Source organism: Collimonas sp. GW821-FHT07E08 (assembly GCF_059418905.1).
In genome coordinates this window covers 73,370-86,758 of record NZ_JBWKQR010000001.1, presented here as the reverse complement: position 1 = coordinate 86,758, position 13,389 = coordinate 73,370, and the positions used below count along the sequence as shown (strand labels likewise).

Here is a 13,389-nt window from a genome sequence, read left to right as displayed (position 1 = left end):
GATTCGGCCCCCGCCGTGTCCGGCGGTGCCCAACAGGACACCGCCGGCGCCGGCTCTGATCCTGCTTCAGGAGACTTGCATGTCCGATCACACCCTCCCCTACACAGCTGCGGCTGCCGGGAGTCCAAGCCACACGCCCAAGCAGCAAGGGCGCATTGCGGCAATCGCCGATGCCTGGCTGCCACGCCTGGTATTGTCGCCCACCATCATCCTGTCGCTGGTCTTCGTATACGGCTTCATCGGCGTCACTGCCTGGCTGTCGCTGACCAATTCGCGCATGATGCCGAATTACGAGATTTCCGGCTTCAATCAATATGCCACGCTGTTCGGCCTGGACCGCTGGTGGGTAGCCGCCGCCAACCTGGGCATTTTCGGCGGCCTGTTCATCCTGTTCTGCCTGGCGATCGGCCTCATCATGGCGATCCTGCTGGACCAGAAGATCCGCGCTGAAGGCGCTTTGCGCGCAATCTACCTGTATCCGATGGCGCTGTCCTTCATCGTCACCGGCGCCGCCTGGAAGTGGATCCTGAATCCGGGCCTGGGCCTGGAAAAAATGATGCACGACTGGGGCTTCGCCAACTTCCATTTCGACTGGCTGGTGAATTCCGATTTCTCCATCTATACCGTGGTGATCGCCGGCGTCTGGCAATCCTCGGGATTCGTGATGGCCCTGTTCCTGGCCGGCCTGCGCGGCATCGACGACAGCATCATCAAGGCTGCCATGGTCGACGGCGCCAGCCTGCCGACCATCTATCGCCGCATCGTGATCCCGGCCCTGCGCCCGGTGTTCTTCAGCGTATTGCTGGTGCTGGCGCATATCGCGATCAAGAGCTTCGACTTGGTGATGGCGCTGACCGCAGGCGGACCGGGGACTTCCTCCGACCTGCCGGCAATTTTCATGTATCAGTTTTCTTTCTCACGCGGTCAACTTGGCTTGGGTGCGGCATCGGCGATGATGATGCTGGCCACCGTACTGGCAGTGCTGGTGCCCATGATGTACCTGGAAACCAAAGGAGCGCGCAATGGCCGCTGACAGCACCAGCAACACCGTCTATAACGAAAACAGCAAGCTCAGCGTCGGCCGCATCGTCATTTATGCGCTGCTGGTCCTGTGCGCGCTGTACTACCTGGCTCCGCTGTATGTCATGCTGAGCACCTCGGTCAAGACACTGGATGAAATCCGCTCGGGCAACCTGCTGTCCCTGCCGATGTCCCCCACCGGCGCGGCCTGGGGCAAAGCCTGGAGCACCGCTTGCACCGGCGTCGACTGCAACGGCCTGGAGCCGTTCTTCATGAACTCGATCAAGATGGCGGTGCCGGCGGTCCTGATTTCGACCTTCGTCGGCTCGCTCAACGGCTACGTGCTGGCGCATTGGCGCTTCCGCGGTTCGGAAATCCTGTTCACGGCCTTGATGGTGGGCTGCTTCATTCCGTTCCAGGTAGTGATCCTGCCGATGGCGCGCCTGCTGGGCACGGTCGACCTGGCCAACACCACGCCCGGCCTGGTGTTTGTACATATCGTCTACGGCATCGCATTCACCACGCTGTTCTTCCGCAACTACTACGTGACAGTGCCGGAAGAGTTGGTCAAGGCGGCCCGTATCGACGGTGCAGGTTTCTTCATGACTTACTGGAAAATCATCTTCCCGCTGTCACTGCCGATTTTCATGGTCTGCTTCATCTGGCAATTCACGCAAATCTGGAACGACTTCCTGTTCGGCGTGGTGTTCGGCGGCTCCGACGCCAAGCCGGTTACGGTCGCCCTGAACAACCTGGTGAATACGTCCACCGGGGTGACCGAATACAACGTCAACATGGCGGCGGCCATCATTGCCGCCTTGCCGACACTGGTGGTGTATCTGCTGGCGGGTAAATATTTTGTGCGCGGCCTGACCGCCGGAGCGGTCAAGGGCTAAAGGCAGAGGCAGCTCTGCCCCATAACAAATAAGTAAAATTATTTAAGGAATGATTTAAAGATGGCAAGCTTATCAATTCGCAATGTGCGCAAGGTTTACCCGAACGGCAATGAAGTCCTCAAGGGCATCGACCTGGAAATCGAAGACGGCCAGTTCCTGATCCTGGTCGGCGGTTCCGGCTGCGGCAAATCGACGCTGCTGAACATGATTGCGGGGCTGGAAACGGTATCCGAAGGACAGATCATGATCGGCGACCGCTGCGTCAACGACGTAGCGCCCAAGGAGCGTGACATCGCCATGGTGTTCCAGTCGTACGCCTTGTATCCGACCATGACGGTGCGCGAAAACATTTCGTTCGGCCTGGGCATCCGCAAGGTGCCGAAAGCAGAACAGAAACAGATCGTCGACCGCGTCGCCACCACGCTGCAGATCACCCACCTGCTGGACCGCAAGCCGGCCCTGCTGTCGGGCGGGCAGCGGCAGCGCGTCGCCATGGGCCGCGCCATTGCGCGCGATCCGTCGCTGTTCCTGTTCGACGAACCGCTGTCCAACCTGGACGCCAAGCTGCGGGTCGAAATGCGCGCGGAAATCAAGCTGATGCATCAGCGCCTGGGCAGCACCATTGTGTACGTCACGCATGACCAGATTGAAGCGATGACGCTGGGCGACCGTATCGCCGTAATGAAAGACGGCGTGGTGCAGCAATTCGGCAGCCCGCAGGAAATCTACGACAATCCAAGCAACCTGTTCGTGGCCGGTTTCATCGGCTCGCCGTCGATGAATTTCATGCGCGGCAACCTGGTCGCCAACGGCCACGGCCCGGCGTTCGAACTCGAACACGCGGGACAAAAAACCCTGCTGCCGCTGGCGCCGGTGCAGGCGCAGAATCCGCAGATCGCATCCTGGATCGGCCGCGAAATCATCCTTGGCATCCGTCCGGAGCACGTTACCGACGCCCAGAGCGCACGCGGTTCGGAAGTCAGCGACAGCAATGGCAGCTACCATCCGACCGAAGTCGGCTGCACCGTCGAGCTGACCGAACCTACCGGCCCCGACACGCTGGTGTTCACTACTTTCAATAACGCCCGCGTCACCTGCCGGACCCACCCGCGCGCTGCAGCCAAACCCAAGGACCAGATGCAACTGGCGTTCGACCTGTCGAAAGCAGTCCTGTTCGATGCCAAGACCGAAGAACGCATCAGCTGAATACTTGGGCTATGGCCACGCAGGATATTGCTGATCTGTCCATGCGTGGCAAACCGCTGTAAATTGCGTAGAATGGCAGGGTGGTATTTCCGCAGTACTCCCGCGCAGTATTTCCGACTAACCGTCCCTGCCCTTCTACGCTGCCATGAACCAACTCGAACAACTCAAGCAATTCACCACCATTGTTGCCGACACCGGCGACTTCCAGTCGATCAAGGCGTTTGCGCCGCGCGACGCCACCACCAATCCATCGCTGATCCTGAAAGCCGTGCAAAAGCCAGAGTACCAGCCGCTGCTGAGCCAGACCGTCAAGGAACACGCGCAGCTGTCGACTGCCGACATCATTGACCACCTGCTGATCACATTCGGTAAGGAAATCCTGAAAATCATCCCGGGCCGGGTCTCCACCGAAACCGATGCCCGCCTGTCGTTCGATACCCAAGGCAGCATCGACAAAGGGCACGCCCTGATCAAGCTGTATGAAGCCGCCGGGATAGACCGCGAACGCGTGCTGATCAAGATCGCCTCTACCTGGGAAGGCATACGGGCGGCCGAGGTGCTGCAGAAGGCCGGCATCCATTGCAACCTGACCTTGCTGTTTTCTCTGCCGCAGGCGATTGCCTGCGCCGAAGCCAAGGTGCAGCTGATTTCGCCGTTTGTCGGCCGCATCTACGACTGGTACAAGAAATCCAGCGGCCAGGACTACAGCGGCGCCGACGATCCCGGCGTGCAGTCGGTCAAGCAGATCTACAACTACTTCCGCAAATTCGGCTACGCCACCGAAGTCATGGGCGCCAGCTTCCGCAACACGTCGCAAATCGTCGAACTGGCCGGTTGCGACCTGCTCACCATCAGCCCCGACCTGCTGCAGAAACTGGCCGAGAGCGACGCCCCGGTCGATCGCAAACTCAACCCTGAAGAGGCGAAGCTGAGCGGCCTGAAGAAAATCGACCTGGACGAGACTACCTTCCGCACCATGCTGAACGACGATGCGATGGCTACTGAAAAGCTGTCGGAAGGCATACGCCAGTTCAGCGCCGATGCGGTCAAGCTGGAAAAACTGGTGGACGCTTTGCGCTGAAAGCCGCCGCGCCATCCCGCGACGCAATGAAAAAATGGCCTCGATTCACATCGAGGCCATTTTTTTTCGCTCTTACTTGAACACCACCGTCTTGTGCCCGTTGAGCAAGATCCTGTGTTCGACAAACCATTTCACCGCCCGCGCCAGCACTACGCACTCGACGTCGCGCCCGATTGCCGTCAAGGTTTCCGGCTCCATCGCGTGATCGACGCGCGCCACGTCCTGTTCGATGATCGGCCCCTCGTCCAGGTCGCCGGTGACGAAATGGGCGGTGGCGCCGATCAGCTTGACGCCGCGCTCATGCGCCTGGTAATAAGGTTTGGCGCCCTTGAAGCTGGGCAGGAAGGAATGGTGGATATTGATGGCGCGCCCGGCCAGCGCGGTGCACATGGCCGGCGACAGGATCTGCATGTAACGCGCCAGCACCACCAGGTCGATGTTATTGGCTTCGACGATGTCCAGCACCTTCGCTTCCTGCGCCTGCTTGGCTTCCTTCGAAGCGCCTGCGGCCAGGGGCAGATGGTGGAACGGAATGTTGTAGCTGGCGGCCAGCTGGTAGAAATCGGTATGGTTCGATACGATGGCCGAAATTTCCACCGGCAGCAGGCCGCTCTTGTAACGGAACAGCAAGTCGTTCAGGCAATGGCCGATTTTCGACACCATCAGCATCAGGCGCGGCTTCTTGCACGCATCATGCAGTTGCCATTGCATCTGCATGGTGTCGGCCAGCGCGGAAAATTCCGCCCTCAGGCGCTCTTCGGCAACCGCCGCATCTTCCGATGAAAAATGCACGCGCATGAAAAACAGCTGGGACTGGGCGTCGCCGAACTGGGCTGAATCGATGATGTTGCAGCCGTGGTCCGCCAGGAAGCCGGAGACGCGGTGGACGATCCCGCGCTGGTCGAGGCAGGACAAGGTAAGAATGTATTCTGGATAGCTCATGGTTTTGTGTGAGGCGGAAAGCGCTTTAGCGTTGAGCCAAAGCCGCTATTGTCGCATGCCTGCATGTACATGACAAAAAACCAGGGTGGCTTGCCGCCACTCTGGTTTTTGCCGCAAACAGACAACGCCGGCCAGGCAGGCCGTGCGCCTTGTCGGCAGGCCGCCCCTGCCGGGGGCAGCCTCTTATGCTACAGCGGTAACTGCAGCCGGCTTGGCGGCGCTGGGCGCCGCCGAGGTGCCGACTTGCACTTCACCGGTCAGCTGGCCGCCTTCTTCGATGACAACCTTGCCATAGCGGATTTTGCCGGAAACCTTGCCGGTCGAATAAATCACCAGCTTTTCGCGGACAGTCAGGTCGCCGTCGAATTCACCGTAGATTTCGGCCAGGTCGATTTCAGCCGAACCCTTGAAAGCGCCTTTTTCAGCGATATGGATCACGCGCGAATTCATCGTCGCTTCAACCCGGCCCTCGACCACCAAGGTGTCGCAATCGGTGATTTCGACGCCCTTGAGCTTGATGTTCGGGCCGACGATCAGCTTGCTGCCAACTTCGTTGGTGCTGGATGCGGAATGGCTGGCTTGAGTGCTCACAGGATTATTCGCCTTTGGAATGGAGGTGCTGCCGGAAGTCAGGTTGCTGCTGGCGCTGAACGGGGAGTTTGGTGTCGGTGTTTCTCGCTTGCCGCCGAAAAACGAATTCTCTGATTTAAGCATGGGGTCTCCTGGAAGGTATTGCTTGCACTAACGGGTCAGCGCTTCGATAACAATGAAATGACCATGTATGACATAGGTCTACAGCGTTCGAGAAGACCCTCTGCAAAAAGTTCATAGCTAAAATCATTAATTTGTAACCGTCGCCCCGATGCGGCGACTGGTAAAACCACCCGCATGCGCTTTTGATTATCAATCATTTATCTTCTGCGCGTACAACAAAAATAAATGGCCGGAGCAAAACGCCAATGCTGATATTGCTATGACAATACCGGATTGGCGGCGCCGGCGATCCGGCCGCGGCAATGCGTTACAATCTCACGATCCGTTTCCGTTATCACAAAAAAATGCGCCAATACCTAGATCTCATGCGTCATGTGCAACAACATGGCACAGTCAAAACCGACCGCACCGGCACCGGCACCCGCTCCGTGTTCGGCTACCAGATGCGTTTCAACCTGCAAGACGGCTTTCCCTTGCTGACGACCAAGAAACTGCACCTGCGCTCGATCATCCACGAACTGATCTGGTTCCTGGCGGGCTCCACCAATATCAAGTACCTAAAAGACAACGACGTAAAGATATGGGATGAATGGGCCGACAGCGACGGCAACCTGGGGCCGATCTACGGCTTTCAGTGGCGTTCGTGGCCGGCGCCGGGCGGCGCGCACATCGACCAGATCAAGCAGGTTGTCGAGCAGATCAAGCACAACCCGGATTCGCGCCGGCTGATCGTTTCAGCCTGGAACGTCGCCGATATCCCGCAGATGAAACTGCCGCCCTGCCACGCCTTCTTCCAGTTCTACGTGGCCGACGGCAAGCTGTCCTGCCAGCTCTACCAGCGCAGCGCCGACATCTTCCTGGGCGTCCCCTTCAACATTGCCTCCTACGCCTTGCTGACCCACATGATGGCCCAGCAGTGCGGCCTGGAGGTTGGCGACTTCATCTGGACCGGCGGCGATTGCCATTTGTATTCCAACCACGCGGCGCAAGTCGAAGAGCAGCTGTCGCGCAGCCCGGGGCCGCTGCCGCGCCTGGAGATCAAGCGCAAGCCGGAATCGATTTTCGATTATCGGTTCGAGGATTTCGAGATCCTCGACTATCACCCGCAAGCGCACATCAAGGCGCCGGTCGCGGTATAGGCAGCGCTAGCTGCCCTGTGTCGGCTCGGCGGCGGGCCTGGCCTGCACGTCCTGCCAGCCTCCGCCCAAGGCTTTATACAGCGATACCGTGGCTTTCAGGCGCTTGAGCTTGATCTGGCCAAGTTCGTTCTGCACCTCCGACAAGGAACGCTGGGTATCCAGCACCGTCATCAAATCTTCGGCGCCGACGCGATAACGAATTTCCGACAATTCGAAAGCAAAGCGCGCCTGCTCCATTTCCGTGACCTTCAACTTGCGCTGCTCATCCAGGCTGCGGATCTGCCCCAGCGCCGTATCGACTTCGGACAATGCCGCGATCACCGTCGAACGGTAAATCTGCACCAGCTCCTGTTTCTGGGCGATCGCCAGGTCGCGCTGGCTGCTCAGGCGGCCGGCGTCGAAAATAGGTGCCACCAGCCCGGCGCCGAGGTTGGCCAGCATGTTGGGGCCGTTGAACAGCGACAGCAATGCGTTGCTCTGGCCGCCGGCCGAACCGGTCAGGCGGATGCTGGGGAACAGTGCGGCGCGGGCGTTGGCGACGTTGGCGTTGGCGGCGGCCAATTCAGCCTCGACGTGGCGTATGTCGGGGCGCCGCGACAGCAATTCCGACGGCAAGCCGGGAGTCACCTGCGGCAGCAAGATCTTGGCCAGTCCCGCCTCGTTGACGGTGAACGTCTGGGGCGGCCGTCCCAGCAGTATCGCCAATGCAGTCTGCGCTTCGCGCTCCTGCTGCTTGAGATCGGGAATCACGGCTTTCTGCCCGGCCACCGCCGAGCGCTGCCGCGCCAGGTCCAGCGGCGAAGCAGAGCCGGCGCGGCTTTGCGCCGACACCAGTTTCAGCACCCGCTCCGCATTGTCGACGTTTTGCTGGGCGATTTCGATACGGTCGCGCAGCGACAGCACTTGCAGGTAAGTCGAGACAATGCCGCTGGTGACGGTCAGCGCCACCGTTTCCCGGTCATAGCGGTTGGCTTGCAAAGACGCTTCCGCGGCGGCCAGCCCGGCCCGGTTCTTGCCCCAGAAATCGACTTCATAGCCGATCTCGACCAGGCCGCTGGTAGAGGTCACGGCGCTGCCGCTAGAGGCGAGCGGCAGCGCACGGTTGATGCTGGTTGAAAAATCCGCATTGGGCAGCAAAGGCGCGCCGGCAATCCGTGCTTGCGCCTCGGCCTGGCGCACACGCGAGATAGCGGCGGCAATTTCCAGGTTGCTGCTCTGCCCTTGCGCCACCAGCTGGCTCAGCTCGTCGCTGCCGAAGCGCTTCCACCAGCCGCTGTCCGGCCAGTCCTGCTCGCCGGTGTTGGCGGACAGGTCCCAGCTTTGCGGAATCTCCACGCTGGGCGTCGGCTCCCTGATCTCGACCTGGCTGGCGCAGGCCGATAGCAGCAGCGCGCTCGCACAAACGGCCATGGCACAACGGCGGCGAAGGAAAAAGCGATTCATCGGCAGCTCCATCAGCGCGCTTTCGGCGCGGAGGCCGCAGCCGCCGCGGCATTTTTTGCCGCCGGCGCCGGTGCTGGCGCAACCGCAGCCGCCCCAGCCACCACCACTTGCTCACCCGGCTCCAATCCAGACAATACCTGCGCCATCTGTTCGCTGCGAATGCCGATTTTTATCTTGCGCGGACTGGCCTGCTGGCCGACCCCGGCCACACTCACCAGATAGCTGCCGTCGGCTTCCGGCTTGCCCAGCAGCGCCGCCGGCAGCAGCACCGCATTTTGGGCTTGCGCCAGCACAAAGCGGACCTGGGCGCTCATGCCGCTCATCAGTTCCTGTTGCGGATTGTCTACTTCGAACAAGACGTTGTAGAAAGTCTGCTTGCCCTGCTCGCCCGAACTGTCGGCCGGCACCGGCACAACTTGCCGCAACTTGCCCGACCAGCGCTTGCCCGGATAACCGGGCGTGCTGAAATAGGCAGTCATCCCTTTGCGCAGCAGCGGCACGTCGATTTCCGCCACCCTGGCCTGCACCGTCAGCCGGCCCAGGTCGGCGATACGCAACAGCGGCACCATCGTCTGGCCGACGCCTATCGCCTGGCCCGGACGCGCCGCCACCGACACCACGGTGCCGCTGATCGGCGCCGCTACCTGCGTATGGCTGCGCGTTTCTTCATCGTCCTTCATGGTGCTTTCGGTCTGGCGGATCTGGGCATTGATCGCCTCCACCCTTGCCGCCGCCGAATACATGCTCATGCGGCTCGACTCGAAAGATTCTTCGCGCGTGGCGTTTTCCGCTTTCAGCTGCGTCTGGCGCTTGAACTGCAGCTCGGCGAAATCGAGCTGCGCGCGCTGGTCCGCCAGCTCCGCCTGCAGCCGCGCCAGCTGGGCGCGGTTGCTTTCCAGCCGCGCCGACGGCAGGGTCGGCGTGATCTCGACCACCATCTTGCCTGCCTTGACCTCGTCGCCCACCGACACCAGCACATCCTTGATCTGGCCCGACACCTGGGCCACGACGTCGCTGTATTTATGCAGCTGCAGCTTGCCGCTGGCAAGCACCGCCTGTTCGATATCGCCGCGCTGCACCGTTTCAGTCTGCAGCCGCACCGGCGCAGGTTTAGGCGCCGGCGGCGGCCGCTGCCCGAACGCCTTCCATACCAGGAAGCCCGCTCCCGCTGCGATCAGGAGCGCCAGGATGGCCGTCAGCCAGCGCCGGCCGGAGTGGCCGAACGCGGTTGGCAAAGCGGATTTATCGGTTGGATCAACAGTCATCGGTGCAAACTCAGGAGTAATCGGATTTCAGGAACAACGAACAGCGCTTTTTTTGAGTTTGTTTCAAGCCAGTGCAGCCTGGGCCTCGCCCGGGAGCACATCTTCGTCCACTTCCTCGCCGAGGAAACCGCCGCTCTGGTGCGCCCACAAGCGCGCATACAGGCCGCCGCGCTCCAGCAAGCTGCGATGGTCGCCCTCTTCCACTATGCGGCCCTTGTCGAGCACAATCAGGCGATCCATGGCGGCGATGGTCGACAAACGGTGCGCAATCGCCACCACCGTCTTGCCTTCCATCAGCCGGTACAGGCTGGCCTGGATTGCCGCTTCGACTTCCGAATCGAGCGCGCTGGTGGCTTCATCCAGCAACAGGATAGGCGCATCTTTCAGCATCACGCGCGCGATCGCAATCCGCTGGCGCTGGCCGCCGGACAGCTTGACGCCTCGTTCGCCGACGTGGGCGTCATAGCCGGTGCGGCCCTTGGGATCGGTCAAGGTCAGGATGAAGTCATGCGCCTCGGCCCGCTGCGCCGCCATCAGCATGTCGGCGTCGGTGGCGTCAGGGCGGCCGTACAGCAGGTTGTCGCGCACTGAACGGTGCAGCAGGGACGTATCTTGCGTCACCATGCCGACCTGCGCCCGCAGGCTGTCTTGCGTGACGTGCGCAATATCCTGGCCATCGATCAGGATGCGGCCCTGCTCGACATCGTAAAACCGCAGCAGCAGGTTGACGATAGTCGATTTACCCGCGCCGGAACGGCCGACCAGGCCGATCTTTTCGCCGGGACGGATATGCAGGGACAACTGGTCGATCACCGGCCGCTGGCCGCCATAGGCAAAACCGACACGCTCGAAATCGAGCGTGCCCTGCTTGACCTGCAGCGGCTTGGCGCTGGCCTGGTCCACCACTGCCTGCTGGCGCGACAATGTGTTGATGCCGTCCTGCACCGTGCCGACCTGCTCGAACAAGGAAGCGAACTCCCACATCACCCAGTGCGAAATGCCGTTCAGGCGCAAGGCCATCGCGGTCGCCGCCGCGACGGCGCCGATGCCGACCAGGCCCTGGGTCCACAGCCATAGCGCAACGCCGGCGGTGCTCAGGATCAGCAGCATGCTCAAGGTGTGGTTGACGATTTCAAACCCGGTCACCAGGCGCATCTGGCCGTGCACTGTCTGCAGGAATTCCTGCATCGCCGAGCGCGCATAACCAGCTTCCCGGCCTGCATGCGAGAACAGCTTGACGGTAGCGATGTTGGTGTAAGCGTCGGTAATGCGGCCGGTCATCAGCGAACGCGCATCGGCTTGGGCCTTGGCGACCTTGCTCAGGCGCGGCACGAAATAACGCAGCGCCGAGGCATACAGCGCCAGCCAGCCGAGGAACGGCACCAGCATCCAGCCGTCGAAACTGCCGACCACCGCCACCATGGTGACGAAATAGATCATCACGAACACCAGGATGTCGCACAGGATCATGCAGACGTCGCGCACTGCCAGCGAGGTCTGCATGACCTTGGTGGCAACCCGGCCGGCAAACTCGTCCTGGTAAAAGTGCATGCTCTGGTTCAGCATCAGGCGGTGGAATTTCCAGCGCAGCAGCATCGGGAAGTTGCCCGCCAGCGCCTGCTGCTTGAACATGCTTTGCAAGGCGACGATCACCGGGCTGGCCAGCAGTATCCCCGCCAGCAGCAGCAGGTTGCGGCTTTCGTGGCTCCACAGTTCCGCCGGCTGCACATGGCCCAGCCAGTCGACGATGCGACCCATCATGGCAAACAGCAAGGCTTCGAACGCGCCGGTGACGGCGGTCAGCAAGGTCATCGCAATGATGTAGGGACGCAGACCCTTGGTGCAGGCCCAGACAAACGCAAAAAAACCGCGCGGCGGCGGCGTCATGACCGTATCCGGATACGGATACAACAGTCTTTCGAACCAACCAAACATGGAAATACTCCAAAAATAGGCAGGGCAAAAAGCTAACCCAAGCCCAACAGTATATTGTAAATCTAGCAGGCGGTTCTGAACGCGGCCAGGCAGGGCGGACACAAATGGCCGCCCTGCTTTTGACTCGTGGTTCGGCTGTAACTGCCTGCTAATAAATGCGCTTGGCCGGCGCCGGCGGAGTCCACTGGTACAGCCAGGTCTCGCTCAGCGGCTGGCTGTCCGCCGCCAGGTAGACCCGGATATCGATCGGCTCGACGCTGTCGTCGACAGGCTTCAGGTCGAACATCACGCGATAGCCGTGGATCGCATCCAGCGGACGCGCCGAGGTAATCTCGACCTTGCCGCGCGAAACGCTGATCATCGGCTTGACCTTGGCGTCCTTGCCCAGCAAAGCCAGGTCGCCGCCGGCAAAATCGATCGCGAAACGGCGTGAGTAATAAGCCCGCTTCTGGCCGACCACGCCGCCCATGCCGGTGCGGGTCGCCATGACTTGCGCCAGCGGCGGCGTGAACGGCATCTTGCTGCCCCAGTGCAGGCGGTAGGCAAACAGCCGTTCCTGACCCGCTTGCGGCTTGTCGGCCGGATTCCAGAAGGCGACGATATTGTCGAAGGTTTCGTCGGCAGTGGGGATTTCCACCAATTGTACCGCGCCCTTGCCCCAGCCTGATTTCGGCTCCACCCACAGGCTCGGACGACGATCGTAGAACACGCCGTCATCCTGGTAGTGGTCGAAATTGCGGTCGCGCTGCAGCAGGCCGAAACCGCGCGGATTTTCATCCTGGTAAGCGTTGAAGCGCAAGTGTTCAGGATTGACCAGAGGACGCCAGATCCATTCGCCGTTGCCGCGCTGCATGGCAAGGCCGTCGGAATCATGGATTTCCGGACGCCAGTCGTCGCTGGCGCCGACGCGGCGGTCGTTCTCGCCATACTGGAACATGCTGGTCAGCGGCGCCACGCCCATCCGTTCGATGGTCTTGCGCGGATACAGCGCGACATCCACATCCATCACCATGGTGGCCGACGGCTGGATTTCGAAGCGGTAAGCGCCGGCGACGCTAGGCGAATCGAGCAGCGCATAGACCACCAGCTTGCCGGAATCCTTGGCAGGGCGCTCCAGCCAGAAACTGGTAAACATCGGGAATTCTTCCGGCTTGTCCATGCCGCAATCGATGGCCAGGCCGCGCGCCGACAAGCCGTACTGCCATTCGGCGCCGACCGCGCGGAAATAGCTGGCGCCCAGGAACGCCGTGATGTCGCGCTCGAGGTCGGTATGGAAATTCACGCGGAAGCCGGCAAAGCCGAGATCCTTCGGCATATGGTCAGCCTTCAGGCCGCTCTTGCCGTAGTTGAACATGGCCGAGTCGTAAGCCAGCTCTTGCGCCTGGCCGTTCTTCAATTCGTAGATCTGCACCGGGCTCTTGAAGAACAGGCCGAGGTGGAAAAACTTGACCTGGAAACGCAGCTGGTCCTCGCCCCACAAGGCATGGCCGTCGCGGTAGCTGATTGCCTGGTACTGGTCCCAGTCGAGCGCCTTGACCTCGGGCGGGATATGGTTCACCGGCGGTTCATAGGCTTTGCCGGCGAGTTGTTTTGCATGGCCCTTGAGCCAGGCGTAATCAAAGGCTTGCGGCTGGCCCAGGAATTTCAATTGTGCCGGCGCGGTGCCCGCGGCCAGCAGCGAAGCTGCAGGAAAACCGGCGGCAGCGAGTGCCGCCGACGCCTTCAGAAAATCACGTCGTAACATGGTG

11 protein-coding genes are annotated in these 13,389 nt (G+C 61.1%); 5 read left to right on the top strand and 6 right to left on the bottom strand.

What is annotated here, in order from left to right:
• The first annotated feature begins 79 nt into the window (after positions 1-79).
• The 4 genes from AC07RZ_RS00390 (at position 80) to tal (ending at position 4,203) form a co-directional block, all read left to right on the top strand.
• Positions 80-1,033 (top strand): carbohydrate ABC transporter permease, encoded by a 954-nt coding sequence (locus AC07RZ_RS00390; protein WP_144740406.1) that lies wholly within the window; start codon positions 80-82, stop codon positions 1,031-1,033.
• On the top strand, positions 1,023-1,916 hold the full coding sequence (locus AC07RZ_RS00385; protein WP_144740403.1) for a carbohydrate ABC transporter permease: 894 nt from the start codon (positions 1,023-1,025) through the stop codon (positions 1,914-1,916). Before AC07RZ_RS00390 ends, AC07RZ_RS00385 begins: the two co-directional genes overlap by 11 nt.
• Before the next feature lie 60 nt (positions 1,917-1,976).
• Entirely contained in the window at positions 1,977-3,122 is a 1,146-nt protein-coding gene (locus tag AC07RZ_RS00380; protein WP_494666475.1) for an ABC transporter ATP-binding protein, read from the top strand.
• A 145-nt stretch (positions 3,123-3,267) separates the two neighbouring features.
• A complete protein-coding gene (gene tal / locus AC07RZ_RS00375; protein WP_494666474.1) occupies positions 3,268-4,203 on the top strand; it encodes a transaldolase in 936 nt (311 codons plus the stop codon).
• Positions 4,204-4,275: 72 nt separating this feature from the next.
• Here the strand turns inward: tal and purU are convergent, their stop codons facing one another.
• Together purU and AC07RZ_RS00365 are read right to left on the bottom strand one after the other, a co-directional pair.
• Entirely contained in the window at positions 4,276-5,145 is an 870-nt protein-coding gene (gene purU, locus AC07RZ_RS00370) for a formyltetrahydrofolate deformylase (RefSeq protein WP_092398417.1), read from the bottom strand.
• Positions 5,146-5,328: 183 nt separating this feature from the next.
• Positions 5,329-5,859, bottom strand: coding sequence for a polymer-forming cytoskeletal protein (locus AC07RZ_RS00365; protein WP_144740391.1), 531 nt, complete (start codon positions 5,857-5,859; stop codon positions 5,329-5,331).
• A 344-nt stretch (positions 5,860-6,203) separates the two neighbouring features.
• On the opposite strand from AC07RZ_RS00365, the gene AC07RZ_RS00360 reads away from it, so the two are divergent.
• A complete protein-coding gene (locus AC07RZ_RS00360) occupies positions 6,204-6,998 on the top strand; it encodes a thymidylate synthase (protein ID WP_494666473.1) in 795 nt (264 codons plus the stop codon).
• A gap of 6 nt (positions 6,999-7,004) precedes the next feature.
• On the opposite strand, the gene AC07RZ_RS00355 is transcribed toward AC07RZ_RS00360, so the two are convergent.
• From AC07RZ_RS00355 to AC07RZ_RS00340, 4 genes are all read right to left on the bottom strand, one after another.
• On the bottom strand, positions 7,005-8,408 hold the full coding sequence (locus AC07RZ_RS00355) for an efflux transporter outer membrane subunit (RefSeq protein ID WP_494666472.1): 1,404 nt from the start codon (positions 8,406-8,408) through the stop codon (positions 7,005-7,007).
• Positions 8,409-8,452: 44 nt separating this feature from the next.
• Complete coding sequence (locus tag AC07RZ_RS00350; RefSeq protein WP_494666471.1) at positions 8,453-9,706, bottom strand: efflux RND transporter periplasmic adaptor subunit; 1,254 nt, start codon at positions 9,704-9,706, stop codon at positions 8,453-8,455.
• A gap of 63 nt (positions 9,707-9,769) precedes the next feature.
• Positions 9,770-11,641: an ABC transporter ATP-binding protein gene (locus AC07RZ_RS00345; protein ID WP_494666470.1), complete on the bottom strand. Its 1,872-nt coding sequence runs from the start codon at positions 11,639-11,641 to the stop codon at positions 9,770-9,772.
• 148 nt (positions 11,642-11,789) lie between these two features.
• Positions 11,790-13,385, bottom strand: coding sequence for an OpgD/OpgG family glucan biosynthesis protein (locus tag AC07RZ_RS00340; protein WP_494666469.1), 1,596 nt, complete (start codon positions 13,383-13,385; stop codon positions 11,790-11,792).
• Positions 13,386-13,389 lie beyond the last annotated feature (4 nt).